At 46.4% G+C, this 26,132-nt stretch carries 22 protein-coding genes; 1 reads left to right on the top strand and 21 read right to left on the bottom strand.

What is annotated here, in order from left to right:
• Positions 1 to 70 precede the first annotated feature (70 nt).
• Positions 71 to 1,729 carry a ribonuclease J gene (locus V1501_RS07670; RefSeq protein WP_409292361.1) on the bottom strand — a complete coding sequence of 553 codons (1,659 nt, stop codon included), beginning with the start codon at positions 1,727 to 1,729 and terminating at the stop codon, positions 71 to 73.
• Between the two features lie 266 nt (positions 1,730 to 1,995).
• On the opposite strand from V1501_RS07670, the gene V1501_RS07665 reads away from it, so the two are divergent.
• Positions 1,996 to 2,130 carry a YpzI family protein gene (locus V1501_RS07665; RefSeq protein WP_409292360.1) on the top strand — a complete coding sequence of 45 codons (135 nt, stop codon included), beginning with the start codon at positions 1,996 to 1,998 and terminating at the stop codon, positions 2,128 to 2,130.
• Positions 2,131 to 2,398: 268 nt separating this feature from the next.
• On the opposite strand, the gene dapA is transcribed toward V1501_RS07665, so the two are convergent.
• The 20 genes from dapA to V1501_RS07565 all read right to left on the bottom strand — a co-directional run bounded on the left by dapA (position 2,399) and on the right by V1501_RS07565 (position 25,961).
• Positions 2,399 to 3,280, bottom strand: coding sequence for a 4-hydroxy-tetrahydrodipicolinate synthase (gene dapA, locus V1501_RS07660; protein ID WP_409292359.1), 882 nt, complete (start codon positions 3,278 to 3,280; stop codon positions 2,399 to 2,401).
• Positions 3,281 to 3,292: 12 nt separating this feature from the next.
• Complete coding sequence (dapG, locus tag V1501_RS07655; protein ID WP_409292358.1) at positions 3,293 to 4,552, bottom strand: aspartate kinase; 1,260 nt, start codon at positions 4,550 to 4,552, stop codon at positions 3,293 to 3,295.
• Positions 4,553 to 4,615: 63 nt separating this feature from the next.
• Positions 4,616 to 5,671 carry an aspartate-semialdehyde dehydrogenase gene (gene asd, locus V1501_RS07650; RefSeq protein WP_409292357.1) on the bottom strand — a complete coding sequence of 352 codons (1,056 nt, stop codon included), beginning with the start codon at positions 5,669 to 5,671 and terminating at the stop codon, positions 4,616 to 4,618.
• Positions 5,672 to 5,941: 270 nt separating this feature from the next.
• Positions 5,942 to 6,541, bottom strand: a complete 600-nt coding sequence (locus V1501_RS07645; RefSeq protein ID WP_409292356.1) for a dipicolinate synthase subunit B — start codon at positions 6,539 to 6,541, stop codon at positions 5,942 to 5,944.
• Positions 6,538 to 7,440 carry a dipicolinic acid synthetase subunit A gene (dpaA, locus tag V1501_RS07640; protein WP_409292355.1) on the bottom strand — a complete coding sequence of 301 codons (903 nt, stop codon included), beginning with the start codon at positions 7,438 to 7,440 and terminating at the stop codon, positions 6,538 to 6,540. Before dpaA ends, V1501_RS07645 begins: the two co-directional genes overlap by 4 nt.
• A 192-nt stretch (positions 7,441 to 7,632) precedes the next feature.
• A complete protein-coding gene (locus V1501_RS07635; protein WP_409292354.1) occupies positions 7,633 to 7,887 on the bottom strand; it encodes a YlmC/YmxH family sporulation protein in 255 nt (84 codons plus the stop codon).
• A gap of 485 nt (positions 7,888 to 8,372) precedes the next feature.
• Entirely contained in the window at positions 8,373 to 9,602 is a 1,230-nt protein-coding gene (locus V1501_RS07630) for a M16 family metallopeptidase (RefSeq protein ID WP_409292352.1), read from the bottom strand.
• A gap of 39 nt (positions 9,603 to 9,641) precedes the next feature.
• The gene (locus V1501_RS07625) at positions 9,642 to 10,601 is read right to left on the bottom strand and encodes a polysaccharide deacetylase family protein (protein WP_409292350.1); all 960 of its coding nucleotides are present in this window, start codon (positions 10,599 to 10,601) and stop codon (positions 9,642 to 9,644) included.
• A gap of 119 nt (positions 10,602 to 10,720) precedes the next feature.
• Complete coding sequence (gene pnp / locus V1501_RS07620; protein WP_409292348.1) at positions 10,721 to 12,847, bottom strand: polyribonucleotide nucleotidyltransferase; 2,127 nt, start codon at positions 12,845 to 12,847, stop codon at positions 10,721 to 10,723.
• Between the two features lie 346 nt (positions 12,848 to 13,193).
• A complete protein-coding gene (gene rpsO, locus V1501_RS07615) occupies positions 13,194 to 13,463 on the bottom strand; it encodes a 30S ribosomal protein S15 (RefSeq protein ID WP_409292346.1) in 270 nt (89 codons plus the stop codon).
• A gap of 170 nt (positions 13,464 to 13,633) precedes the next feature.
• Complete coding sequence (gene ribF, locus V1501_RS07610; protein ID WP_409292344.1) at positions 13,634 to 14,575, bottom strand: bifunctional riboflavin kinase/FAD synthetase; 942 nt, start codon at positions 14,573 to 14,575, stop codon at positions 13,634 to 13,636.
• Positions 14,576 to 14,620: 45 nt separating this feature from the next.
• Positions 14,621 to 15,538, bottom strand: a complete 918-nt coding sequence (gene truB, locus V1501_RS07605; RefSeq protein WP_409292343.1) for a tRNA pseudouridine(55) synthase TruB — start codon at positions 15,536 to 15,538, stop codon at positions 14,621 to 14,623.
• 158 nt (positions 15,539 to 15,696) lie between these two features.
• The gene (gene rbfA / locus V1501_RS07600) at positions 15,697 to 16,056 is read right to left on the bottom strand and encodes a 30S ribosome-binding factor RbfA (RefSeq protein WP_409292342.1); all 360 of its coding nucleotides are present in this window, start codon (positions 16,054 to 16,056) and stop codon (positions 15,697 to 15,699) included.
• A 17-nt stretch (positions 16,057 to 16,073) separates the two neighbouring features.
• Complete coding sequence (locus V1501_RS07595; RefSeq protein WP_409292340.1) at positions 16,074 to 16,352, bottom strand: DUF503 domain-containing protein; 279 nt, start codon at positions 16,350 to 16,352, stop codon at positions 16,074 to 16,076.
• On the bottom strand, positions 16,349 to 18,586 hold the full coding sequence (gene infB, locus V1501_RS07590) for a translation initiation factor IF-2 (protein ID WP_409292339.1): 2,238 nt from the start codon (positions 18,584 to 18,586) through the stop codon (positions 16,349 to 16,351). Before infB ends, V1501_RS07595 begins: the two co-directional genes overlap by 4 nt.
• A 20-nt stretch (positions 18,587 to 18,606) precedes the next feature.
• A complete protein-coding gene (locus V1501_RS07585) occupies positions 18,607 to 18,909 on the bottom strand; it encodes a YlxQ family RNA-binding protein (RefSeq protein ID WP_409292338.1) in 303 nt (100 codons plus the stop codon).
• Positions 18,910 to 18,914: 5 nt separating this feature from the next.
• The gene (gene rnpM, locus V1501_RS07580; protein ID WP_409292336.1) at positions 18,915 to 19,190 is read right to left on the bottom strand and encodes an RNase P modulator RnpM; all 276 of its coding nucleotides are present in this window, start codon (positions 19,188 to 19,190) and stop codon (positions 18,915 to 18,917) included.
• 14 nt (positions 19,191 to 19,204) lie between these two features.
• Positions 19,205 to 20,314 (bottom strand): transcription termination factor NusA, encoded by a 1,110-nt coding sequence (nusA, locus tag V1501_RS07575; RefSeq protein ID WP_409292335.1) that lies wholly within the window; start codon positions 20,312 to 20,314, stop codon positions 19,205 to 19,207.
• 35 nt (positions 20,315 to 20,349) lie between these two features.
• On the bottom strand, positions 20,350 to 20,820 hold the full coding sequence (gene rimP, locus V1501_RS07570; protein ID WP_409292334.1) for a ribosome maturation factor RimP: 471 nt from the start codon (positions 20,818 to 20,820) through the stop codon (positions 20,350 to 20,352).
• 818 nt (positions 20,821 to 21,638) lie between these two features.
• Positions 21,639 to 25,961 (bottom strand): PolC-type DNA polymerase III, encoded by a 4,323-nt coding sequence (locus tag V1501_RS07565; RefSeq protein ID WP_409292333.1) that lies wholly within the window; start codon positions 25,959 to 25,961, stop codon positions 21,639 to 21,641.
• Between the last annotated feature and the right edge of the window lie 171 nt (positions 25,962 to 26,132).

Here is a 26,132-nt window from a genome sequence, read left to right as displayed (position 1 = left end):
AAGATAAGGGAGTTCATCCAGGCAATAGTCAAAAAATCAGCCTGTTCCTTTAAGGAACAGGCTGGAATACTTATCCTTCCATGATGATGGGAAGGATCATCGGCCTCCGTTTTGTTTTTTCATATAGGAATGAATTCAGGCCGTCTCTCATTTCCTGCTTAAGACTTGCCCAATCGAAGGAATCTCCTGCGATTTTTTTCTGAACGATTGTCCTGACAAGGTTTGAGGCGTCCTCCATAAGTTTCTCCGATTCACGGACATACACAAAACCGCGGGAAATGATTTCAGGCCCGGCTGAAATAACCTTCCTGGATTTATTCAAACTGATAACAACAATCAGGATGCCATCCTGCGAGAGCAGTCTTCGGTCACGGAGGACGATATTTCCTACATCGCCCACGCCGCTTCCATCTATCAGGACATTTCCTGCTGTCACCCTTCCTGAGGTGCTGACGGAATCTCCTTTTATCTCTGCAGTCTCACCCTTATCTAATATCAGGATCCGGTCGCTCGGCAGGCCCCATCCAGCTCCAAGTTTGGCATGGGCCTTCAGGTTCCTGAATTCCCCATGAACCGGAAGCAGGAACTTCGGTTTCATCAGGTTAAGCATCATTTTCAGCTCTTCCTGACTGCCGTGTCCCGGTACATTCACCGTCTTTCCGGAAATGACCTCCGCACCTGCCCGGTACGCCATATCCATCGTTTTTGAAACAAAGAGCTCGCCGCCCTTGATGGGAGGTGCTGCAATCAAAACTGTGTCGCCCTGCTGTATGTTCACCTGTTTATGAGACCTCTTCGCCATCTTCTGGAGGGCTTCAATCGGCTCTCCCTGAATCCCGGTTACAAGCACGACTACTTTCTCTTCCGGATAACTTCCTATCTCCGATACGGGGATGATTATATCATCCGGTACATTCAGGTACCCATTGCTCAAGGCAATATCATAGACGCGCTGCAGGCTTTTTCCTACCACAGCAACTTTCCTGCCGTTCTCATGGGCTGCATTGAATACATGCTGAATTCTGTTGATATGGGATGCAAAGCAGGCTACTATGATCCGCTTTTTGGCATTATAAAACACATCTGACATCCCTCTTGCCGCCAGGGCTTCCGAAGGAGTATAACCCGGTTTCTCGGCTCCGGTGCTGACAGAAAGGAGTGCAAGCACCCCTTTCTCACCGAGGGCTGCCATCTTGCCGATTTCAGGCTGATAGAGCGGGGCTGCGGCCTGGTCAAACTTGAAATCACCAGTATAAACAATCGCCCCTTCAGATGTATGTATGGCGATCCCCACTGAATCAGGAATGCTGTGATTAGTCTTGAAGAAGGTGACCTCAGCGGATGGGAAGGAAAGTGAAGTATCTGAATCGATACGCTCAAACTTCACCTTCCCCTTGTAATCATTCTCGCGGAGATTTGCCTTCGCAAGCTCAATGGTCAGCCTGGTCGCATAAACCGGCACATTTAAAGTTCTAAGTATATAAGGCAGAGCCCCTATATGATCTTCATGGCCATGAGTTAAAAAGATACCCTGCACTCTGCTTTTGTTCTCAGCCAAAAATGTTATATCAGGTATGACTACATCAATTCCAAGCATTTCGTTTTCCGGATACATAAGGCCTGCATCCAATATGTATAAATCTTCATTTACCTCGGCCACATACATATTCTTGCCTGATTCTCCCTGGCCGCCTAAAGCTATTATTCTTATTTTATTTAATTTTTCCAATGTAAAATCCCCCTATGCTGAGTGCTTCCGTTCCATTCCAATTATTTTCATTATACATGAAGAAAAAATAGGGTGACAACAAATAGGTTTCAAAATTGTCAAAAACCTTCTTTAGATACAAGCTGAATGGGCCGGCTGTATGCCGTCCCCCACTATGTGCACCCCTGCTTTTTGAGCAGGAGAATTTTTTCTCCCTGCCTGAAATGGACACAGGATGAATAAGAACAAGGACTGCAGGAAATGTTTAAGAAAAAGGAGGAGAATTTATGGGAAAAGACCGTCAAGAACAAAAATTAAAAGAATCAAAACGAGTTGAATCCGACCGGGACCAGAGCATTCAATATCCTGGTGCCACAGGCTTGCAAAGCCCTGGGGAGTCACGTGACCTGAATAAAGGATAACTGCGGCACATCCTGTCTTCCCGCCGCGTTCGGGCCGCCTGGGGTTGATACTGAACCAGTCCCAGAGCGGTCTTACAATTATGCAATCCAGCTTTATTTTCCTCGGGCTTTCTCCTTCGAACGCAATACGGGATCCTTTCTCCTGCCATCAAGGCCGTTTTATAATTTTTTTAATAAAGGCTAAAAGAAAAGCCTGCAGACAGACCCGATTTTACATCCAGGTTTGCCTGCAGGCTCCAAAGTCTGTCCCCAAAAAAAGACTTTTTGGCTAAAATTCATTCAAGCTGGAAGAAAGCAGGTTTGCGAGCGTGCTTCTTTCTGTCTCAGTAAGCGGAACGAGCGGCAGCCGGACCGGACCGACGTTCAAGCCTTTCAGCTGTAGTGCCGTTTTTACAGGCACAGGGCTCGGCGAGGTGAAGAGTCCTTTCATGACAGGGGAAAGCTGCTGGTGGAGAAGTGCGGCATCCCTGCTGTTTCCGGTGAAGAAGGCTTCAACCATTTGCTGCATTTGATTTCCGATGATGTGAGATGCAACCGACACAATCCCGGTGCCGCCGATCGCCAGTACAGGCAGGGTGAGCGCATCATCGCCGCTGTACAGGAGGAAATCATCACTGGTGCCTGCAATGATTTCAGTCATGGCATTCAGGTCGCCGCTTGCTTCCTTGACGGCAACTATATTGGGAATCTCTGAGAGCCTGATGATCGTATCAACGGCGATATTTACGGACGCCCTTCCCGGGATATTATAAATCATAACAGGAAGAGCTGTGCTTTCGGCAATCGCCTTGAAGTGCTGGTAAAGCCCTTCCTGGTTTGGCTTATTATAATACGGTGCCACAAGCATGATGGCATCAACGCCTGCCTCCTCCGCTTTTCGTGTCAATTCGATGGAGGCACGGGTGTTGTTGCTGCCGGTACCGGCAATGACCGGCACACGCTTATCTGCCGCTTTAACAACAGTCTTGAATAAGGCCAATTTTTCTTCTGTAGAAAGGGTCGGTGATTCCCCTGTGGTTCCGGCAGCCACCAGCGAGTCGCTTCCGTTTTCAATCAAATAATTCACGAGCTGGTCAGTTTTTGCAAAATCAATATTCCCCTTACTGTCAAAAGGGGTTACCATTGCGGTAGATACTCTTCCAAAATACACTGTTACCACTCCTTAATTCAACGGGGAATTCTTTTCCCCGATTTCAATCTGCTGTTCCTCAATATGAAGTCTAAAAGCATCGTGCAGAGCGTTGACAGCTTCAATTAGGTCCGCTTCCTTAACAAGAACCCAGATGGTTGTATGGCTGTCTGCCGACTGAAGAATGCTGATTCCCTTCTCAGAAAGCGCGGTGACAATCCTCGCTGTCACACCCGGTACCCCGGTAATTCCGGCTCCAACTACTGATACCTTGGCACAATCCGTCTGCACCTGCGGTTCATAGTCCAGGCTCTCCAGGATTTCCACGGCGAGCGGGGTCATTTCCTCGGAAACCGTGTATATTACACCTTGAGGTGAAATGTTGATAAAGTCAACGCTGATATGGGCGTTTGCCATTGCCTTGAACACTTCAGCCTGAAGGTCATACTGATTTTTCTTGGCTGAAACCTTAATCTGCGTAATCTTTGATACATGGGCAATGCCTGTGACGAGCCTTTCCCTGATATCTGTTCCCCGTTTATTTTTGCTGATCGAGGTAACAAGTGTGCCCGGACTGTCAGAATAGGTGGACCTGATCCGGATCGGCACCTTGGCCTGCATGGCAATTTCAACCGCCCGCGGGTGGATGACCTTGGCACCTTGATAAGCCATATTGCAGACTTCATTATACGTGACTACGTCAAGCGGCCTTGCATTTTCTGCAATGCGCGGATCGGCGGTCATGATTCCCTCTACATCTGTAAAAATATCCACCCACTCCGCATTCAAAGCCGCTCCAAGGGCAGCTGCGGATGTATCGCTGCCCCCCCGGCCAAGCGTCGTTACATCTCCGTTCCTTGCAGCTCCCTGGAAACCTGCCACTACCACTGCATCATAATGCTCAAGCTCCCTTCTGAGCCGTTCACATTTCATTTCCGAAATTTTGGCATTAGTATGGTCGCTGTTTGTCCTGAAACCAGCCTGGGCACCTGTGAAGGCCGTGGCTTTTATTCCATTCTCCAGAAGCAGGTTGGTGAAGACAACAGATGATATTGTTTCACCGACAGACAGAAGCAGGTCGTGCTCCCGTTTTGTAAGTCTGCTGTCTGAGCCATTCACAAGTGAAAGCAGGGTGTCCGTTGCATACGGCTCGCCTTTTCTCCCCATTGCCGAAACAACGATGACCGTCTTATATCCATTTTCAAGAGCTTGCTGTATATGTCGAAGTGCATGGCTGCGGCTCTTTTCATCTCTGACTGAGGTTCCGCCGAATTTCTGTACGATGATTTTCATGTTTACACCTCTAATAAAGTTTAGCCTTCCCTTAAAGCTGGGAAGGCTCGCTTAACAAAACCTTTATTTCTTCTTCAGCAATTCCATTTCAAGCATAGTTTCTGCAATTTGGACTGAATTCCAGGCAGCACCTTTTAAAAGGTTGTCAGACACGATCCAGAGGTGGAAACCTTTGTCCTCATCAAGATCCTTTCTGATCCTGCCTACAAAAACCTCGTTTTTGCCGACACTGTGGGCGGGCATCGGGTAAACCTGCTCGCTGATGTTATCCTCGAGCACTATGCCCGGTGCATCGGCAAGGAGCTGCTGGATGTCCCCAGCTGTCACACCGCTTTTCCCGATTTCGATATAGACCGATTCAGAATGCCCTGTTTCTATCGGAAGCCGTACGCATGTGGCAGCCACCTTCAGCTCAGGAAGATGCATGATTTTCTTAGTCTCATTGACCATCTTCATTTCCTCGAATGTAAATCCATTATCCTGGAATTTGTCGATCTGCGGCACTGCATTAAAAGCAATTTGATACTTTTTGTCATCGCTTCCCACCGGAAGGATCTCGGGAGTGAAATCTTCTTCCTCCAGTATAGCCCGAGCCTGCCTTTTCATTTCGCTGACTGCTGCAGCACCGGCACCAGAAACCGCCTGGTATGTGGAAACAACAACCTTTGAAAGGCCAAATTCTTTCCGGAGCGGCTGCAGCGCTGCAACCATCTGGATGGTCGAACAATTTGGATTGGCAATAATTCCGTTATGATTCTTTAAATCTTCCGGATTTACTTCAGGAACCACAAGCGGGACATTTTCATCCATACGAAATGCGCTTGTATTGTCTATAACCACGGCCCCGCGCTTCACAGCCTCGGGTGCAAGAGCCTTGGAGACACTCCCTCCGGCCGAGAATAATGCCACATCTATACCCTCAAAGCTTTCGGGTGAAGCCTCCTGGACTTCATACTCCCTGCCCTTAAATGTTATCTTGGATCCTGCAGACCTCGCTGATGACAGCAGGAGTAAATTTTTAATCGGAAAATCCCTATTTTCAAGAGTACGGAGCATCTGCTGGCCAACTGCGCCTGTCGCTCCTACAACTGCTACATTCAAACCTTTTGCTTCCCCCATGTAAAAGCCCTCCAATAAATCCTATAAGATAAAGTCTTTATATGTTATTGTATTATTTCTTGTTTCGATAGTCTAATAAACATGTTCATTTTATCATAATAACGCATTAAAGATAATAGAATATAGCTGTTTTCACAAACTTTGCTGCCGCAGAACAGGAAGGCTGATTACCAGCGGGCAGCTCCCGCTGCACTCAGCCCGGCATTATGATGCATTCCCATTGCAAAACTTATTTAATAAAATACCCATCCTTGAATAATGGCTGGATTACTATTCCCCGTCCCTGTACCTTTCAATGATGACCGGCTGGATCTGCTCTTTTTTCATGGCGTGGATCACAGTCTCCCTCAGCTCGCTCATTCTTGCTACCATAGAATTGGGCTTTTTAACCGGATCATCCTGTCCGAAGGGAATAAAGTATATATCCTTTGTGCTCATCAGCCTCATCAAATTGACGCCGTTAAGTCCGAGTGCATCATTAGTTGAGATTCCGACAACAACCGGCCTGTGGCCCCTCATGGTTGCCTTGGCCGCCATCAGGACAGGTGAATCTGTCTGGGCATTTGCCAGCTTGCTCATCGTATTTCCGGTTAAGGGGGCTATAACCATGCAGTCAAGCGGTAATTTAGGCCCAAGCGGTTCGGCTTTGACGATTGTATCGACGACTGCATTCCCTGTCAATTCCACGATCCTGGCAACCCAATCCTCGCCGGCTCCAAATCTTGTAGTAGTTGACTGGACGGTGTTCGTAACAATGGGAATAACATCTGCTCCTTCCTTCACCAGCTTTTCTATTTCCGGATAGACAGCATCGTATGTGCAATGTGATCCGGTCAGGCCAAATCCGATTCGTTTTCCCTTTAGACTCATGGTGCATTCCCCTTCCTTTGTTTAAGATCTCCATCCAGGAGCTGTGCCAGCACATTCGCAAGTATCTGGCCTGCGGTTTTTGGCGCCACTATACCAGGCAGCCCTGGAGCCAGCAGGGCTTTAATGCCTCTTTTTTCTGCATAACGGAAATCAGTGCCCCCGGGCTTTGAAGCCAGATCAATCACCAGTGTATGTGGCGGCATATTGGCAAGCACCGCCGCTGTCACAACCGGATGAGGTATTGTATTGATGCAGATATCTATATTTTTGATTTCATGCTCCAGATCTTTAATATGAAAGGGCTGGAGTGACATTTCGGTTATCCTGGCCAGATCCTCGCTTTTCCTGGCTCCCACTTTTACTCTGGAACCCAGGGAATGGAAGGTTCTTGCCACACTCATACCTACTCTCCCAAGTCCGAGCACCGCCACGTTTGCCCCGTGAATCGTATAATCTGTATGCTGGATGGCCATCATGATGGTCCCTTCCACAGTGGGTATCGAGTTATAAATCGCCACATCATCACGCTCAAAAAGCTGGACCAGCTTCCGTTCTGCATTTTGTGTGACCCTGTCTAAGTACTGATTTGAAATCCCCGAATAAATGGTGCAGTGCTCTGGTGTTTTCTTTAAGATTTCTTCGGTCAATTTCACTTTCTCACTAGAAAAGATGGTCTCAATATTCCCCTCAGCATTGGTCCCCGGCACCGGTAGGATGATCGCGTCGATTTCCTTCATGTTCAGTTCATCCAGCTTTTCCTTTACGGCTCCGGTAAAGGCGTGATCAAGCTGCTCAAACCCGACAAGCCACAGCTTCGCATCAAGCTGGGTCAATTTCCTAACAACTTCAAGCTGCCTTGCATCGCCGCCTATGACAGCAATTTGTATGCCTGTCAGCATTTCAAATGTCACCTTCTTTTATGGAAATGGGCATGGCCTGCTGACTATGTATCGCCATAGCCAGGATTGGATGGTGTGCCTCTTTATAGTATGAGGACCGGTTACAGGTGGTGAATGGCCTGCAGCATAAAGGGCAGGCTCGGTCCCATATAAAAAGGCAGCACCTGTATGAGGTGCTGCCTTTTCGCTTCATCATTCATCCTGACCCGGTCCTGCCTCCGGAATATCGATGATGATCATATCTGTCCCGATCTTTTTGATATGGTTCCAGGGTACCCTGATCTCCGAGCCGTTCTTCTTAAACCCAAACCACTTGACACTCGGAATAATCAAGGCTGTTATTTGGCCTTTTTCATTGATCTCCAGGTCCGTCTGTCCAAGCACCCCCAGCCTCTCTGCACGCTTCACGTCCACAATTTCTTTCCCGCTTAATTCACTCAGCCTCATAGGCGGCACCTCCGAATTGTCCATTACTACATCTATATCATCTGGCACCCCTTAATAGAAGCACCGGAAAGGATTTTTTTACTTATTTCCCGTGCAGGAGCCCGACTTGGGATCTCAAATAGGAAAACAAAGGCATATGCATCCATCCAGGCCGGTTTGAAAAGAAGACATAATGGAACATCCTCTTTCCTGCACTCGGATTTTTACCTCTGCAAGTCAAAAAAGGCTCTATTCTAAAAGATTATTTTTGTCTGATGAGTTCTGTGAGGAGATGTAATTATTATACAAAGTTGATTGGAGCGGGGGGCGCAGGACTTTCGGTCGAGTTATAAGTCAATCAGGCACCGGAAAGAAGACCGCTTCCCCCTGCCTGCCCGCCGCGCAGGCAGAGTGCGTGCAGCGGAAAACAACTTTCTTTTCCCATAGCACCATAAATGTGAAACAGCCTAAAAAAAAGAAACAGAACAAGTCTGTTTCTCAGGGTCTTACTTAGTCCAGTCTTCAAGCGGACTGATAATGGCCATGGAATATTCATCGTTGAAAATTTCTTTGCCCAGTGCATTTACTTTTTCTTCTGTCACACTATCTATTTCTTCTACAATTTCATCAAGTGAACGGTGCCTGCTAAGGAGCAGCTCATTTTTCCCGTTGCGGCTCATGCGGCTGTTTGTGCTCTCCAAACTGAGCATCAGGCTGCCCTTCAGCTGCTCTTTGCTGTTTCGCAGTTCACGCTCTGTAATGCCTTCCGCCTTGAGCTTGCCAAGCGTTTCTTGTATGGTTTCCAGAAGGACATTCAGCTGGTTTGCCCCTGTTCCGCCATAAATCGTGACCAGGCCGTTTTCCTGATAAGCTGAATGGTATGAATAAACAGAATAGGCAAGGCCCCTCTGCTCCCTGACTTCCTGGAAGAGCCTGCTGCTCATGCTTCCGCCAAGGATATTGTTCAGCGTTACAAGGCTGTAGACATTATCATGGCCGATTGGGAGACCGTTGAAGCCTAAGCAGACATGGGCTTGTTCCGTTTCTTTCTTTCTGCTGAAAGAGTTTTGATGGAAGTCGGCTTTTACAGCTTTACTCGTTCCTTTTCCGCCTGTATAACTGCCGAAATATTTTTCGGTTTCTTTAATGAAAGCTTCATCTATGTTCCCTGCGATCGAAACGACCACATTTTCTGGGGTATAGTAGTCATGGATATATTGCTTCAGTTTATCCCCATTGAATGTATCAAGCGTTTCTTCTGTCCCGAGGATTGGATAGCCAAGCGGATGGTTTCCGTATACCGCCTTGCTCAAAAGATCATGGACGATGTCATCGGGTGTATCCTCATACATCTTGATTTCCTCACAAACCACTTTCTTTTCTTTCTCTAGCTCCTCTTCCACAAATGTGGAATTAAAGAACATATCAGACAGCACCTCAAGCGCATAGCTTGCGTGGTTATCAAGTACCTTTGCATAGTAGCAGGTATATTCCTTCGATGTGAACGCATTGACGTGTCCGCCGATGCTGTCGAATGATTCGGCAATCTCCCTTGCTGTACGCTCAGTAGTGCCTTTGAAGAACATATGCTCAAGAAAATGGGATATCCCGTTGTTTACTGGAGTTTCATTCCTTGAACCAGTCTTAATCCAAATTCCGATTGCAACTGAACGGACTGTAGGAATATTTTCGAGTACAATCCTTACTCCATTTTGGCAGGTATATTTCTTTATCAATATAATTCCTCCTAATCTAGCTGCAGCAAACTTTTTCTGTCAGTGCATGATCCGATTCTCGCTCAATGCCTGAGATACAGTCATTAAGTGCAGATTTTCCGCCTTGATGCTTTTTATCAGTTTATCCAAAGACAATGCTGTAGATTCGGTCGGATGCATGAGGATGAATGCTCCAGGATGGAGCTTATTCATCACCCTGGTGATCAACGTTTCCGGCGATGGCTTCTGCCAGTCAATCGTATCCACACTCCACATAATAGTCCCGAGTTTGTTTGCCTCTGCAATATCAACGGTTTCATCCTTATAGCTCCCGCTTGGAGGGGCAAACCAGCTCGGTGTCACTCCAGTCACGGCCTTTATGATTTCATTGGTTTTCCTGATTTCCTCGCTTGCCCGGCCGTTTGTGATGCGTGCCATGTCTGGATGGGAATAGGAATGGTTGCCGATTTCATGGCCTCCCTCCCAGATCATCTTCGCCAGGTCCGGGTATTTTTTAGCCCATCTTCCTTCCAGAAAGAAGGTGGCCTTTACATCATTCTTTTTCAATACTTCAAGCATATCCTGAAGATATTCATTTCCCCAGGCCACATTGACAAGCAGGCTGGCAGAAGGCTTGGACGGATTTGCCTTATATATGGGCGCAGGAGCCAGGTCGCTTAAATGCTTGGATGGCCTTACCTGCTTGTAGATCAATTTTTTACTGTCGAACTTCCCGGCCTTTTTCATTTTTTTATAGGAAGCTTCAAGATCTACTTTCAACCCGTTGTATCCCGGTACGGTTTTCCAAACAGGATCAATTCTGGCATCCTGTGCCGGGATATTAAATTTTTCGGCCCTGGATTGGATTTCCGTATACAGTGAACCTGCGGCTGGTCTCGCATCATGGATATTTGGCCGTATACCCTCGAGATAAGAATCAGTCAAGGGATTCTGAACTATTATCCATGATATACCTGAAATTACAGATAAAGCAATTATATAGCGGGAATCAAACTTCATCACTTGCCCTCCCCATCAGCATTCTCCAAATGTGCTATACACATTTTATGAATGGGGGGGACAAGTAGAACCATCTTACCCGCACAAACCTAAAAAAAAGCCGGGTTGCCCCAGCCTTATTATGAATTGGACTTTGCAGCTTCGCTTTGTTCTTTTTGTTCCTTCAGCACCGCTTTACGGGAAAGGTTGACCCTGCCCTGCTTATCGATATCAAGGACCTTGACAAGGAGTTCATCGCCGATTGCCACAACATCCTCTACTTTGCCGACTCTCTCTTCTGCAAGTTCGGATATATGGACCAGCCCGTCTTTACCGCTAAAGATTTCAACAAACGCACCGAACTTTTCAATCCGCTTCACCTTACCAAGGTAAAGTGCGCCAACTTCCACTTCACGGACAATATCTTCGATAATCTGTTTCGCCTTGCGGTTCATTTCTTCATTTGTGGACGAGATGAATACCGTTCCGTCCTGTTCAATATCTATCTTGACTCCTGTTTCTTCGATGATTTTGTTGATTTGTTTTCCGCTTGGTCCGATAACATCGCGGATCTTATCAGGGTTGATCGCCATCGTCAGGATCTTTGGTGCATACCGAGAAAGCTCTGTGCGAGGCTCAGCAATGGCGGTAAGCATATGTTCAAGGATATGCATACGGCCCCGCTTGGCCTGCTGAAGCGCCTCTTCAAGGATGTCCCTGGATAACCCCTCAATCTTGATATCCATCTGCAGGGCGGTAACACCCTTCGCTGTTCCGGCCACCTTGAAGTCCATATCGCCCAGATGGTCTTCCATGCCCTGGATATCAGTAAGGACTGTATAGTTCTCGCCAGATTTAATCAGACCCATGGCAATACCGGCAACCGGTGATTTAATCGGCACACCAGCATCCATCATGGCCAAAGTACTTGCACAGATGCTAGCCTGTGAAGTAGAACCGTTGGACTCAAGAACTTCTGCAACCAAACGGATGGTGTACGGGAAATCCTTCTCTGACGGCAGGACTGGTTCAAGCGCCCTTTCACCAAGAGCACCATGGCCGATTTCACGGCGTCCCGGGCCGCGCATGAATCCTGTTTCCCCCACACTGAAATGCGGGAAGTTATAATGGTGCATGAAGCGTTTTGATTCCTCTACGCCAAGGCCGTCAAGGATTTGAACATCTCCCAGTGCACCAAGCGTACAAATGGAAAGAGCCTGGGTTTGTCCCCTTGTAAACAGTCCTGAACCATGAGTGCGGGGCAGGATGCCAACTTCGGAGGCAAGCGGGCGGATTTCATCCGGGTTCCTTCCATCCGGACGGACTTTCTCCTCAGTGATGAGCCTGCGCACTTCTGCTTTTACAAATTTTGAAAGAATTTCCTTTACCTGCTTGATGACAGCATCATCAGCTTCTTTTTCTTCATATTCAGCTACAACACGGTCCTTGACCTGTTTGATTGCATCTTCTCTAGCATGCTTTTCCTGAACCTGAACAGCTTTATTGATGTCAGCTTCACACAGGCTGCGGATTTCCTGCTCGAGGTCTTGATCCACCTCATAAAGGGCGACTTTTGTTTTTTCTTTGCCGACCACAGCAGCGATCTCTTCCTGGAAGGCGATCAGGCGTTTGATTTCTTCATGGCCAAACATGATGGCTTCAAGCATCACTTCTTCAGGTACTTCATCGGCACCCGCTTCTACCATGTTGATGGCATCCTTAGTTCCTGCCACAATAAGGTTGATATCGCTCTTTTCCATCTGGCTGATGGAAGGGTTGATAATGAACTTGTTATCAACACGGCCAACAACCACTCCGGCGATTGGTCCTTCAAACGGGATATCCGAGACAGTCAGGGAAAGTGACGAGCCGAACATGGCAGCCATTTCGGATGAACAATCCTGGTCAACGCTCATTACCATGCTGACTACCTGGACTTCGTTTCGGAAGCCGTCAGCGAACAGAGGACGGATCGGACGGTCGATCAGGCGGCTGGCAAGGATTGCTTTTTCACTCGGACGGCCTTCTCTTTTGATGAATCCGCCGGGGATTTTCCCAACCGCATAAAGTCTTTCTTCATAATTGACAGTCAGCGGGAAGAAATCTACGCTTTTTGGTTCCTTAGATGCAGTTGCAGTGCTGAGTACCACCGTATCTCCATAACGGATCAATGCAGCCCCGTTTGCCTGCTTGGCCAGCTGGCCGATTTCGACTGTCAGCGGACGGCCCGCCCATTCCAGGGAAAATGTTTGTTTATTTTGTTCCATTAAGTATAAAACCCCTCTCTAATTCTCACTAAGACATTCTTTATCAATTAGCCGGCTCTTATGTATACAGGGTCCTGCTAATGGTATATATATGTGAATGTGACATATGCGTAAATAAAACAAACTATTCATATTATGCACGAAAAAACACTGGAATAACAATAATTATCTTTAACTTTATGATTAAATCAGGAATTATTTTCCCTGCGCCGGCTTATTATAAACCGGCACAGCAGACCGGATGCGCACATTCCTCAAGATTATGTATGTATGGCAGCTGCTTTTTTGTATGTAAAAAATTCTTATATACAAAAAAGCGGGAATAGTTCCCGCTTTCTTTCGTAAATTATCGGCGTAATCCTAATCTGTTGATTAGTTCACGGTAACGAGTAACATCTTTGTTACGCAGGTAAGTCAGCAAGTTACGGCGACGACCTACCATCTTAAGAAGACCGCGGCGTGAGTGGTGGTCTTTCTTATGAGTGCGAAGATGATCATTCAAATTGTTGATTTCTTCAGTAAGGACAGCAATTTGAACCTCTGGAGACCCAGTATCCCCTTCGTGAGTTGCGTACTCACCGATTAGTTGGTTTTTACGTTCTTTAGTGATTGCCATCTAGTTCACCTCCAATTATTCTTGTAAAAATCCCCGAAAACTGAGCAGGCGTTGGAGACTCGCTCTGCCAAGTAGTGGTTCATCTCATACAAATAATACTATATAAGATTTCTCCTAAGAAATCAAGTGTTTAGCCGGTATTTTTCCGGCTGCAGCCTGTTTCCCGGTCATTATTTTGAAAAATAATCCTTTGCTTCCTCTTTGTCCATTGCAATCTGTGCAACGAGCTCCTCGAGACTGCCGAATTTCTTCTCACTGCGCAGCCTTCTGTGCCATTCAATTTCAACCGATTCTCCATAGATGCTGCTGTCAAAATCAAAGATATGGACTTCTACATTCGGATGATCGGGCTTTTTATCATGAAAGGTTGGCTTGTAGCCAACATTGCATACACCGTTATACGAGCTGCCGTCATGCAGGACTTTTACTGCATACACGCCGGTTGCGGGATAGATGAAATCATCCCCCAGAGCAATATTCGCAGTTGGAAAGCCTAACTGTCTGCCTCTCTTTTCACCATGAATCACGGTTCCTGCCGTTTTATAAAACCGGCCGAGAAGTTCAGGAAGTTCTTCAGTCCTTCCCTGCGACAGATATTCACGGATCTTGGTCGAGCTGACCTTCTCCCCGTTTACGGCGTGCTTTCCAATGGTATTGGCAGTAAATTGTTTACGAGAATGAAATGGCATGGTCTCCATACTCCCTCTTCCTAATCTCCCATAGGAATAATCGAATCCGGCCATCACCTGTTTGACATTGAGTCCGATAATGTATTGATCCACAAATTCCTGGGGAAGCAGTTTTGCAAATTCTTCGGTAAAATGAACGATGAATAACTGATCGGCCCCAAGTGCTTCGATCAGCTTGATTTTCTCCTGCAGCGGTGTGATATATTGAATCACCCTCGTCCCTTTCCCAAGGACGGCGGATGGGTGGGGATCAAAGGTCATGACCGACAGCGGCATGCCTTCTTTCCTTGCCAGCTCCCGTGCTGCCCCGATGACCTGCATGTGGCCCAGATGGACACCATCAAAGAAGCCGAGAGCCAGGACATGAGGTGGGAATTCTTCTTTATTATGCTGATGAGGATGATCCAGATAATAAACCTTCAACTTGCATTCTCCTCTTCCTTTAGCAAGTGCCTGTATAACAGTTGTTTAATCAATCCTGAGTACCTTCACCGGTTTGATGAGGCCTTTTTTTGAAGGGTGGAGCTGATAGATGGCAAGTGCCCGTCCAAGGCTGTCCATCATGATGAATGGCTGGCCTTCTTCTATCTGGAGCTCAGCTGGCTGCTCAATCACAGCCCCGTTTTTAATTTTCTCTGCTACTTTATCACTAATCAATAGTTTAGGCAAATGTGCAATTCCTGCTTCGAGAGGCTGCAGTACCGGCTCATGGAGCGCCAGCTTTTCCTCTATTTGTTCGAATGTAAAACAGTCTTCAAGCGAGAATGAAGATGACCTGGTGCGGATCAATTCCGACATATGTGCCGGATAACCCAGCTTTTCACCGATTGTCACAGCCAGTGTACGGATATAAGTGCCTTTGCTGCAGCTGACACGGAACCTGAAACTCAGGGTACCCTCTTCCTCGTTCTTCACAATATCCTCACTCAGCAGATTAAGGCTGTATATGGAGATTTCCCTGGACGGCCTTTCCACTTCAATGCCTGCCCGTGCATATTCATAAAGCCTTTTACCATTCACTTTTACCGCTGAGAACATGGGCGGGGTTTGAGTGATCCTCCCTGTAAGTTCCTCAAGTACACCCTGGATTTCACCGATCGAAATATCTCTGTCAACCTCTGCCCTTTCCACCAATTGCCCGGACGCGTCCTCCGTGTCAGTGGAAAAGCCCAGGGTGACTTCCCCTTCATACTCTTTTCCAGCATCGGTTACATACTCAGCTATTTTTGTTGCTCTTCCGACACAGATAGGAAGAACACCGGTCACATCCGGGTCCAGTGTTCCTGTATGGCCTACTTTTTTCGTGCCCAATATCTTCCTGAGTTTAAAAACACAGTCATGGGATGTCATCCCTTTTGGTTTAAAAAGCGGTAAAATACCTTCCAATCCTTTTGCCTCCCTAAAGAAATTACACACCCTGCAAGGGGTGTACCCGGCCGGGACTCCACCAGGTCATGCCCGGCCCTGAGTGGGGTGCTTTAAAAATTATGTATAGAAAAGGCCGGCTCAGAAAGTGAGCCGGCCTCTTGCATTTGTAAAGCAGCTTACTCTTTGTCCGCTCCTTCATCCTTATGAATCTGGGTCAGCAGATTTTCAATTCTGTTGCCATAATCTACTGATTCATCAAATTCAAAGAAGATTTCAGGAGTTTTCCTAAGGCGGATTCTCTGTCCAATTTCGGAACGGATAAATCCTTTAGCCTTGGCAAGCCCTTTTAATGTATTCTGCCTCTGCTCTTCATCGCCAAGGACAGAAATATATACCTTCGCCTGCTGCAGATCCCCGGTTACTTCCACATCGGTGACCGTTACGAATCCGATTCTCGGATCTTTAATCTTACGGCCGATGATCTCGCTAAGCTCTTTCTTCATCTGTTCGCCAACTCTGTTTGCACGTAGGCTCATGTTTTCACCCCGCTCGTCTAAAGCCATTCTACCTCAGTTATGGTCCGCTCGATTTCCGGAAAAGAATCCAGGAACTGAAGCGCACGCTGCAGCTCCTTTTCGGAGACCTGTCTTGACGAGGACACCGTGACGATGGAAAGCTGTGTTCTCTGCCATACATCCTGGTGTCCGGTCTCTGCGACCGAGATATTGAATTTTTGTTTAAGTCTAGTTATGATCCTTTGCAGGACGGCTCGTTTTTCCTTCAACGAATGGGCATCATAGATCAGGCACTCAAATTCGGCATGGCCGATCATTTGCGCTCAATTTCCTCCATGACATACGCTTCGATAACGTCGCCTTCTTTAAGATCATTGTAGTTTTTAATGGTTATTCCACATTCGTAACCTTGTGAAACCTCTTTCGCGTCATCCTTGAAACGTTTGAGGGCATCGATTTCACCTTCGAAGATGACAACTCCCTGCCTGATCAAGCGGATTCCGCTGTCACGTGTGATTTTGCCGTCCGTTACATAAGAACCTGCAATGGTTCCGACTTTGGAAACCTTGAAGGTTGTACGTACTTCCGCCTGTCCGATGATTTTTTCCTCAAATTCAGGATCAAGCATCCCCTTCATGGCAGCTTCTATTTCTTCGATGACTTTATAGATGATGCGGTGCAGGCGGATATCAACATTTTCAGATTCCGCTGCACGCTTAGCATTTACATCCGGACGCACATTAAACCCTATCACGATCGCATTGGATGCAGTTGCCAGCATAATGTCATATTCATTGATTGCTCCGACACCGGAGTGAATGATCTTAACCTTGACACCCTCCACTTCAATTTTACGGAGAGAAGCTGACATGGCTTCAACAGAGCCTTGAACGTCCGCTTTGACGATCAGGTTGATGTCCTTCACTTCGCCCTGCTTCATCTGTTCGAAGAGGTTATCGAGCGTCACACGGGCTTTTTCCGTACGGCTTGATTGAACCTGTCTCTGTGAACGAGCTTCCCCGACCTGGCGTGCTGTCTTTTCGTCATCAAACACGATGAAAAGATCTCCTGCCTGCGGTACTTCATTAAGTCCGGTAATCTCTACCGGTGTAGACGGACCGGCTTCCTTCACGCGGCGCCCAAGGTCATTGACCATGGCCCTTACACGGCCGAATGTATTTCCTACAACGATTGGATCTCCGATCTTCAGTGTGCCATTCTGTACGAGCAGAGTAGCAACTGCTCCGCGCCCTTTATCCAGCTGGGCCTCAATTACAGATCCGGACGCCTTGCGGTCAGGATTTGCCTTATACTCTTCCACTTCACTGACGAGCAGGATCATTTCGAGAAGACTTTCAATCCCTTCGCCATTTTTAGCGGAAATAGGTACAAAAATCGTGTCCCCGCCCCAAGCTTCCGGTACCAGTTCACGCTCAGACAGTTCCTGCATAACACGGTCAGGATTTGCCCCTTGCTTATCCATTTTGTTCACAGCCACGATTATCGGCACTTCTGCAGCTTTAGCATGGTTGATCGCTTCAATGGTCTGAGGCATTACTCCGTCATCGGCAGCGACTACTAAAATAGTAATGTCCGTCACCTTGGCTCCACGCGCACGCATCGTTGTGAAGGCAGCATGTCCCGGAGTGTCCAGGAACGTGATTTTCTTGTCATTCACTTCTACCTGATAAGCACCGATATGCTGAGTGATCCCGCCTGCTTCGCCTTCGGTTACCTTCGTGTTCCTGATGGAATCAAGAAGTGTCGTTTTACCATGATCGACGTGTCCCATGATGGTGACGACTGCCGGGCGCTCTGTGAGATTTTCTGGAGCATCCTCTTCCGCAGCAAGAGTTTCAAGGTCAGTCAGGTCGACTTTGATCTCTTCTTCTACCTCTACCCCATATTCGGAACAGATTAACTCAATTGCATCTTTATCAAGTGTTTGGTTGATGGTAGCCATCACACCTAACAGGAACAGCTTTTTAATGAGTTCAGACGGTTCCCTGTGGAGCTTCTTCCCGAGTTCCGCTACTGTCAAAGATTCGGTAAACGTAATCTTTTTCGGCAGTTCCCTTTCCTTGCGCGGAGGAGCCTGGTAGGTAGATGTTTGAGGCCGTTTATTATTTCTGTTTCTATTATTGTTTTTATTATTCCTGTTATTGCCGCCCTTGTTATTGAAGCCGCCGCCTTTGGAATTATTGCTGCTCTGCCCTGGTTTGCTGGCTGGCTTTTTTGTCAGCTTCTGCTTATTGGTGCTGTTGTCGCTGCCCATCTCTTCATAAGTCTTTTTGGCTGCTGTACCCTGGGCCGGGCTGTTCTGCGGCCTATTCTGGTTTTGTTTAGGAGCTGGCTTTTGAGTGCCTGCCGGATTCGCCTTAGCATTTTTGTTTTCTGGTTTATATGCACTGTCTAATTTGTTTACTGTGGAATCGTCGATTGCTGTCATATGATTGGTTACCTCTATATTCATTTCTTTTAGTTTCGTAATGACGTCCTTGCTTGAAACATTGTGCTTTTTTGCATATTCGTATACACGTATCTTCGTCATACGTTCACCCCCATAAAAATTTAATCGAGCAACGTCTGAAGTTTTTTTGCAAAACCCTCGTCGAGGACTGCAACTGTTACACGGGCGTCTTTACCGATTGCCTGACCAAGCACAAACCTGTCTTCCGCTCTATAGAGCGGCACTTTATAAAATCTGCACTTATCTGTTACTTTTTTTTCTGTATTGGCTGAGGCGTCATTTGCCAGGATGACCAATTTAGCTTTATTATTCCTGACTTCTTTGACGACCAGTTCTTCACCGGAGATGACTTTCCTTGCACGGGCCGCCATTCCAAGCAATGAAACCCACGGCACATTCTTCATAGCAGTCAGCGTTTCTCCTTTTCACAAAGAGCAATGAGCTCATCGTAGATGGAAGGGTCAACCGCCGCTCCAAGCTGATTCGCCAGTGTGTTCTTCTTTTTTGCCAAAAGGATCACTTCTTTATCAAGAGTCAGATAAGCTCCCCTTCCGGACTTTTTCCCGGTTGGATCCACGGAAACTTCTCCCTCTTTGCTGCGCACTATCCGGATTAGCTCCTTCTTTGGCCTCATTTCTCCTGTCGCAACACATTTTCTCATAGGGATTTTCTTGCGGCTGATCATTGGCGCCACCTCACTTATTCATCTATCAAATCGTCATCACCGTCACTGAAGGTAAGCAGCTCTTCATTATCCACTGGGTAGATGCCTGCTTCACGCGCTTCCGACTCACTCTTGATATCAATTTTCCAGCCTGTAAGCTTTGCCGCAAGCCTTGCATTCTGTCCGCGCTTCCCGATGGCAAGGGAAAGCTGGAAGTCAGGCACGATGACGGTTGTAGCCTTTTCATCTTCAGAAACAATGACTTCAAGAACCTTTGACGGACTTAAAGCATTCGCTACAAAGACAACCGGATCCTCGGACCACTTCACAATATCAATTTTTTCGCCCTTAAGTTCATTGACAATTGCCTGGACCCTTTGTCCCTTTGGACCCACACATGATCCGACCGGGTCGACCTCCGTATTTTCTGAATGCACGGAAATCTTCGAGCGGTCTCCAGCTTCACGGGCCACTGATTTAATCTCGACCGTTCCGTCATATATTTCAGGAACCTCAATTTCAAATAATCTTTTCAAAAGTCCGGGATGAGTCCTTGAAACAAAGATCTGCGGACCTTTTGATGTTTTTTCGACCTTAGTCAGGAAAACCTTGATACGGTCATGCGGTTTATAATGCTCATTAGGCATCTGCTCGTTGATTGGGAGGAGCGCTTCAATTTTTCCAAGACTTACGTAGATAAACCTGGAATCCTGCCTTTGGACGATTCCTGTCATGATATCTTCTTCCCGGTCAATGAACTCGGAATAGATGATGCCTCTTTCTGCCTCCCTCACACGCTGTGTCACAACCTGTTTTGCTGTCTGGGCAGCGATACGGCCGAAATCCTTTGGAGTGACCTCCATTTCCACGACATCTTCGACCTGATAGTTCGGATCGATCTGCTGTGCATCTTCAATAGAAATTTCAAGCCTGGGGTCAAACACCTGGTCAACTACATCTTTGCGGGCAAATACCCTCATTGAGCCTCTTTCCAGGTTCATATCAATACGCACATTTTGTGCCTGGTTAAAGTTCCTTTTGTAAGCTGAAACCAATGCGGCTTCAATCGCTTCAATTATAACATCCCTTGAGATGCCTTTTTCCTTTTCCAAATGGATAAGGGCATCAAGCATTTCACTGCTCATTTTTTTATCCCCCTAATTAAATTTTGCCTATGTCCTTAGAAAGTCACTGCAAGCCTGGCTTTGGCCACTTTTTCATAAGGAATTTCTACTGTTTTGCTGCGTGTCTTAATTTTCATGGCTACTGTTACTGTCTGGCCGTCAAATGCCAATAAGGCACCTTCGAATTCTTTCAGGCCGTCAATTGGTTCATACGTTTTAATAAAAACATTCTTACCGATTGATTTCGTAAAATCCTCTGCTTTCTTGAGCGGCCGTTCTGCGCCCGGAGAGGATACCTCAAGGAAATAATTATAAGGAATAGGATCGGTTTCATCGAGCTTCTCGGAGAGACGCTCGCTGACAGTGCCGCATTCCTCAATGTCGACGCCGCCCTCTTTATCTATAAATACTCTAAGAAACCAGTTCTTTCCTTCTTTTGCATATTCAATATCCACTAATTCTAAATGAAGCTCTTTAACAATAGGAAGCACCAGCTGCTCCACTATTTCTGTAACTTTATTGCTCATGTGATCCCTCCTTGTAATAAGAAAGAAGTAGTGTTTTTGTATGAAAGAAGCAGGAAGGATCCTCCTGCTTTCGTTCAGCCGACAAAAAATTATGTAAACAACACGAAAGAGTGGGTTTCCCCACTCTCCTCGCTCCGCTTAGTATTTCCAATAAAAATATACCATAACCAGATTGTTTATGCAAATCTGAAGAATGCCTGCGAACCGGATTTCCAGGTTTAGACGGGTCCTGAGCGGTTTGTACAATGTTTTAGCCGGCAGGTTAAGCCATGGAATTTCTTTATACGCTAAAGGCTGTCCATGGAAATTTTAAAGTTCCCTGATTTCTTCTACTTGCATAAACCCTAATGAACAGGATTCCTTTACGACCATTTATTGTGAGATTTGAGCTTGTTTTGGTTCTAATGATTCCTTTACAACCATTTCTCATGAGATTTTAGCTTGTTTTGGTTCTAATGAGTCCTTTACAACCATTTCTCATGAGATTTTAGCCGTTTTTGGTTCTAATGAATCTTTTGCGACCATTTCTCATGAGATTTTAGCCGTTTTTGGTTCTAATGAATCTTTTGCGGCCATTTCTCATGAGATCCCTCCCAGACACTTTTGGTTCTACTGGTTCATTTACCACCATTCCTCATTGAATCTGAGCGGCATTTGGATCTAATCCTCCTTTTGAAACCTTTTCTCTTCAGATTCAAGCAGATTTGGTCTTTATGATCTTTTCCCTGCCTCCATGACCCTGTATAGATAGCCTCGCTAATAAAAAGAAAATGAGGTTCACAGCAAGTTTCCGCTATGAACCTCATTTATTAAACTCATTAGAATAGTGACAATTGATTCTGGTCTGGAAGGGATTCCAGGCAGCCCTGTTTATCCAGATATTCAAGGATGGTCTTGGATACCTTGCCGCGCTGCTGAAGATCTTCCTTGGATAGGAATTCCCCTTCTTCCCTTGCACGGACGATGTTCAGGGCCACGTTTGTCCCGAGTCCAGGCAGGGAGTTGAAAGGAGGAATCAATGAATTGCCGTCAATGATGAACTCGGAGGCATGTGATTTGTAGAGATCGATTTTCTTGAAGGAAAATCCTCTTTCACACATTTCCAATGACAGTTCCAACACCGTCAACAGATTTTTCTCCTTGGTCGAGGCGTCGAGGCCCTTGGCATTGATTTCTTCTATTTTTGACCTGATGGCCTGTGAGCCCCTGGTCATCGCCTCAATATCAAAATCTTCCGCCCTTACAGTGAAATAAGCGGCATAGTACAGGATCGGATGATGAACTTTGAAGTAAGCAATCCTTACAGCCATCAATACATAGGCTGCAGCATGCGCCTTAGGGAACATATATTTAATCTTTTTGCAGGAATCGATGTACCACTCAGGCACTTCATTCTTGCGCATTTCCGCTTCAAATTCATCAGACAGCCCTTTTCCTTTACGCACCGATTCCATGATCTTGAAGGCAAGCGAAGGTTCGAGTCCCTGATAAATCAGATATACCATAATATCGTCACGGCACCCGATAACTTCACTCAAGTTACAGATTTTGTTATGGATCAGTTCCTGCGCATTACCAAGCCAGACGTCGGTACCGTGAGAGAGGCCAGAGATCTGGACAAGCTCCGAAAAGGTCGTTGGCTTGGTATCTTCAAGCATCTGCCGGACAAATCTGGTACCAAACTCCGGAATGCCGAGTGTACCGGTCTTACACATAATTTGTTCTTCGGTTACTCCAAGAGATTCCGTACCGCTGAATATCTTCATAACGACCGGATCATCGGTAGGGATCGTTTTCGGATCGATTCCGCTCAAGTCCTGCAGCATCCTGATGACGGTCGGGTCATCGTGGCCGAGAATATCCAGCTTCAGCAGATTATCATGAATGGAATGGAAATCGAAGTGGGTGGTTTTCCATTCTGAATTCCTATCATCCGCGGGAAATTGGATCGGAGAAAAATCGAATATCTCCATATAGTCCGGGACAACAATGATTCCGCCCGGATGCTGCCCTGTGGTCCGTTTCACACCAGTACAGCCGGACACCAGCCTGTCCACTTCTGCGTTGCGGATATGGAGATTATGATCAGAGGCATAGCCCTTCACATAGCCATAGGCAGTCTTTTCAGCCACGGTACCGATTGTACCTGCACGGTACACATACTCCTCACCGAATAATTCCTTCGTATAGTTATGGGCACGCGGCTGATATTCACCCGAGAAGTTTAAGTCGATATCAGGAACTTTATCTCCCTTGAAGCCCAGGAAAGTTTCAAATGGGATATCGTGGCCGTCCTTTTTATAGGCGGTGCCGCATTCCGGACAGGTTTTATCAGGCAGGTCAAAGCCGGATCCGATGGAACCGTCATTAAAGAACTCAGAATGTTTGCAGGACGGACAGACATAGTGCGGAGGCAGCGGGTTGACTTCTGTGATTTCCGTCATGGTCGCCACAAATGATGATCCCACCGATCCCCTCGATCCAACGAGATAGCCGTCATTAAGAGATTTTTTAACAAGCTTATGCGAAATAAGGTAAATTACGGCAAAGCCGTGGCCAATAATACTTTTCAGTTCTTTCTCAAGCCTTGCTTCAACCAGTTCGGGCAGTGAGTCTCCGTAGATGCTGCGGGCCATGTTGTAGCTCATTTCCCGGACCTCTTCTTCCGCTCCCTCAATTTTAGGGGTATAAAGATCATCTTTAATGACTTTGATTTCCTCAATTTTGTCAGCGATCGCGTTAGGATTTTTTATGACCACTTCCTTAGCCTTTTCCTCACCGAGGAAGGAAAATGCCTGCAGCATTTCATCGGTGGTACGGAAATGGACATCAGGGAGTTTATGCCTGTTCAACGGGTTTGCGCCCCCCTGGGAGCTTACCAGGATTTTGCGGTAAATCTTATCTTCTGGATCTTTATAATGGACATTCCCTGTTGCAGCCACAGGTTTATCCATTTTTTCGCCAAGCTTGACGATATTTTTGATTATTCCTTCAAGGGATATTTCATCCCGCACATATTCCAGTTCAATCAGGTGTGCATAGACCTCTTTGGGCTGGATTTCAAGATAATCGTAGAATTCGGCGATTTCTTCAACTTCCTCGAAGGATTTCTGCATCATTCCTTCAAAGACTTCCCCTTTGTCACAGCCTGAGCCTACCAGAATTCCTTCCCGATACTTCTGAAGAAGAGATCTTGGGATTCTAGGCACACGGTAAAAGTACTCAAGGTGTGAGATGGACACCAGTTTAAACATATTTTTCAAGCCGGTTTCATTTACTGCAAGAAGTGTACAGTGTGAAGGTCTGGAGCGCTGGTATGAATTCCCTTTGCCCATATTGTCGTTCAATTGGCTGTGATTTTCAATTCCATGCTCCAGTGAATCCTTCAGCATTTTGAGCATAAGGTACCCTGTGGCTTCGGCATCGTATATCGCCCGGTGATGCTGGGTCAAATCTATGTCAAACTTCTTGGTAAGAGTATTGAGGCGGTGATTCTTCATTTCTGGATAAAGGAACCTGCCTAGCTCAAGTGTATCGATGACCGGATTCTGGGCCTTTCCAAATCCGAGTTTTTTATAGCAGACATTCAGGAAGCCCATATCAAAGCTTGCATTATGGGCAACGAGAATGGAATTTCCTGTCCATTCCTTGAACTTTGTAATCACTTCATCCACTTCCGGGGCATTTTCCACCATATCATCCGTGATCCCGGTAAGGTCGATGGTCGTGGCAGACAGTGGATGATGCGGATTGGCGAACGACTCGAACCTGTCGATAATTTCCCCGTCATGGATTTTGACCGCTGCCAGTTCGATGATGGTATCATATACAGCGGAAAGGCCGGTTGTTTCAACATCAAACACCACGTAAGTATCGTCAGCCAGGACCCTGTTTTGCGGGTTATATGCAATCGGCACGCCGTCGTTTACGAGATTCGCTTCTAGTCCGTATAAAACTTTGATGTCATTCTTCTTTCCCGCGCTGAATGCTTCCGGGAAGCTTTGCACATTGGAATGATCGGTGATTGCCACAGCTTTATGGCCCCATTTTTTTGCCTGGGCAACCAATGAGCCTACAGAGGAAACAGCGTCCATGGCACTCATCGGACTATGAAGGTGCAGCTCTACCCTTTTTTCATTCTCAGGGGCAGTGTCAGAACGGCCTTTGGCTTTGATTTCATTGATGTCATTGGCAATCATGACCAGGTCCCGGACAAAGGTATCGTTCTGGATGCTTCCCTGTACCCTTACCCACATGCCTTTTTTGATTCTCGCCAGCTGGACGGCATCTTCTTTATCGCGTGAAAACATTTTCACGAGGATTGAGCTTGAATAATCCGTAACCTTGAAGGTCAACAAAGTCCGGCCGCTCCTCAGTTCACGTGTCTCTGCATCAAATACATACCCCTCGATAGCGATGCGGCGTTCTTCATCTATGACATTTTCGAGCCTGCGGAAGTCGGCATCTTCCTTAATTTTGTATCCAATGACAAGAGGTCCGTCAAATGCACCATCATCACTGGCTTTCTCGCTTTCCTTTTTCTGCATTTCCACAAGTGCAGCAAGACCCCGCTCTTGATCTTCTTTTTGTTTTTGCTCAAGGAAAAGCTTATAATCCTTGTTTTCTCCTTCCGGAGCTACCTCCGGATCTATTGAAAACATCGGAAATCCGAGTGATTGATAGATATTGGCTATCATTCCTGCATATTTCCTTTTCAGCTGCCCTGCTTCTGCTTCATTGCGCGCTGAAATGACGATCTTATTGCCCTTAAGCTTAGGCATCTGTTCGTTCAATAGAGACAAAAGCGCGGGTGACATCCCGTCTATTTCTTTGATACAGCTGTTCCAATATTCCCTTACCAGTTCTTCTGTCGGCTGCGGGTTTTCTACCGATAACGAGAAGGATACCTTGGCAATATGGGCAAAGGACTGGACGAGCTGTACAGAAAATCTGGTATATACACTGCAGGGGATCAAGGCAGGCAGTTTAAAGGTAAAATGCCATTTTTTTGATTCCCGTTCTACAAAAAGCTTTTCTATTTCAGCATCGGTAAAATGTTTAACAAATGCATCTTCAGTTAAATCAAGCTGCTGGAGCAAGAGCTGAAATCTATGTTTTTTTGGATATGGATGCTGATCCATTTATATAAATCTCTCCCCCATATAAAACAATTTGTTTAATAGCACAGGTTATTATAACACACTTCCTGCAGTCATCTACCGGTTAAAACCACCAATGTTTTCATCCTGGCAAAAAGACAGATTCACTCAGGCATATCTAAGGAAATCTTCTTCTGGCCGCCTTCACAAAAA

The organism is Paraperibacillus esterisolvens (genome assembly GCF_046237625.1).
In the GTDB taxonomy this organism is placed as follows: domain Bacteria; phylum Bacillota; class Bacilli; order Bacillales; family DSM-1321; genus Paraperibacillus; species Paraperibacillus esterisolvens.
Note: the sequence above shows the minus strand (reverse complement) of the source record. Positions and strands in the feature narration are given on the sequence as shown.

What these genes read in the sequence shown, in the direction of transcription:
- V1501_RS07665 (WP_409292360.1), top strand. Translation starts at nt 1,996, where the DNA reads ATGGGAAAAGACCGTCAAGAACAAAAATTAAAAGAATCAAAACGAGTT.
- dapG (WP_409292358.1), bottom strand. Translation starts at nt 4,552, where the DNA reads ATGAAAATCATCGTACAGAAATTCGGCGGAACCTCAGTCAGAGATGAA.
- asd (WP_409292357.1), bottom strand. Translation starts at nt 5,671, where the DNA reads ATGGGGGAAGCAAAAGGTTTGAATGTAGCAGTTGTAGGAGCGACAGGC.
- V1501_RS07645 (WP_409292356.1), bottom strand. Translation starts at nt 6,541, where the DNA reads ATGAGTCTAAAGGGAAAACGAATCGGATTTGGCCTGACCGGATCACAT.
- dpaA (WP_409292355.1), bottom strand. Translation starts at nt 7,440, where the DNA reads ATGCTGACAGGCATACAAATTGCTGTCATAGGCGGCGATGCAAGGCAG.
- V1501_RS07635 (WP_409292354.1), bottom strand. Translation starts at nt 7,887, where the DNA reads ATGAGGCTGAGTGAATTAAGCGGGAAAGAAATTGTGGACGTGAAGCGT.
- V1501_RS07625 (WP_409292350.1), bottom strand. Translation starts at nt 10,601, where the DNA reads ATGAAGTTTGATTCCCGCTATATAATTGCTTTATCTGTAATTTCAGGT.
- pnp (WP_409292348.1), bottom strand. Translation starts at nt 12,847, where the DNA reads ATGGAACAAAATAAACAAACATTTTCCCTGGAATGGGCGGGCCGTCCG.
- rpsO (WP_409292346.1), bottom strand. Translation starts at nt 13,463, where the DNA reads ATGGCAATCACTAAAGAACGTAAAAACCAACTAATCGGTGAGTACGCA.
- rbfA (WP_409292342.1), bottom strand. Translation starts at nt 16,056, where the DNA reads ATGAGCCTACGTGCAAACAGAGTTGGCGAACAGATGAAGAAAGAGCTT.
- V1501_RS07595 (WP_409292340.1), bottom strand. Translation starts at nt 16,352, where the DNA reads ATGATCGGCCATGCCGAATTTGAGTGCCTGATCTATGATGCCCATTCG.
- infB (WP_409292339.1), bottom strand. Translation starts at nt 18,586, where the DNA reads ATGACGAAGATACGTGTATACGAATATGCAAAAAAGCACAATGTTTCA.
- V1501_RS07585 (WP_409292338.1), bottom strand. Translation starts at nt 18,909, where the DNA reads ATGAAGAATGTGCCGTGGGTTTCATTGCTTGGAATGGCGGCCCGTGCA.
- rnpM (WP_409292336.1), bottom strand. Translation starts at nt 19,190, where the DNA reads ATGATCAGCCGCAAGAAAATCCCTATGAGAAAATGTGTTGCGACAGGA.
- nusA (WP_409292335.1), bottom strand. Translation starts at nt 20,314, where the DNA reads ATGAGCAGTGAAATGCTTGATGCCCTTATCCATTTGGAAAAGGAAAAA.
- rimP (WP_409292334.1), bottom strand. Translation starts at nt 20,820, where the DNA reads ATGAGCAATAAAGTTACAGAAATAGTGGAGCAGCTGGTGCTTCCTATT.
- V1501_RS07565 (WP_409292333.1), bottom strand. Translation starts at nt 25,961, where the DNA reads ATGGATCAGCATCCATATCCAAAAAAACATAGATTTCAGCTCTTGCTC.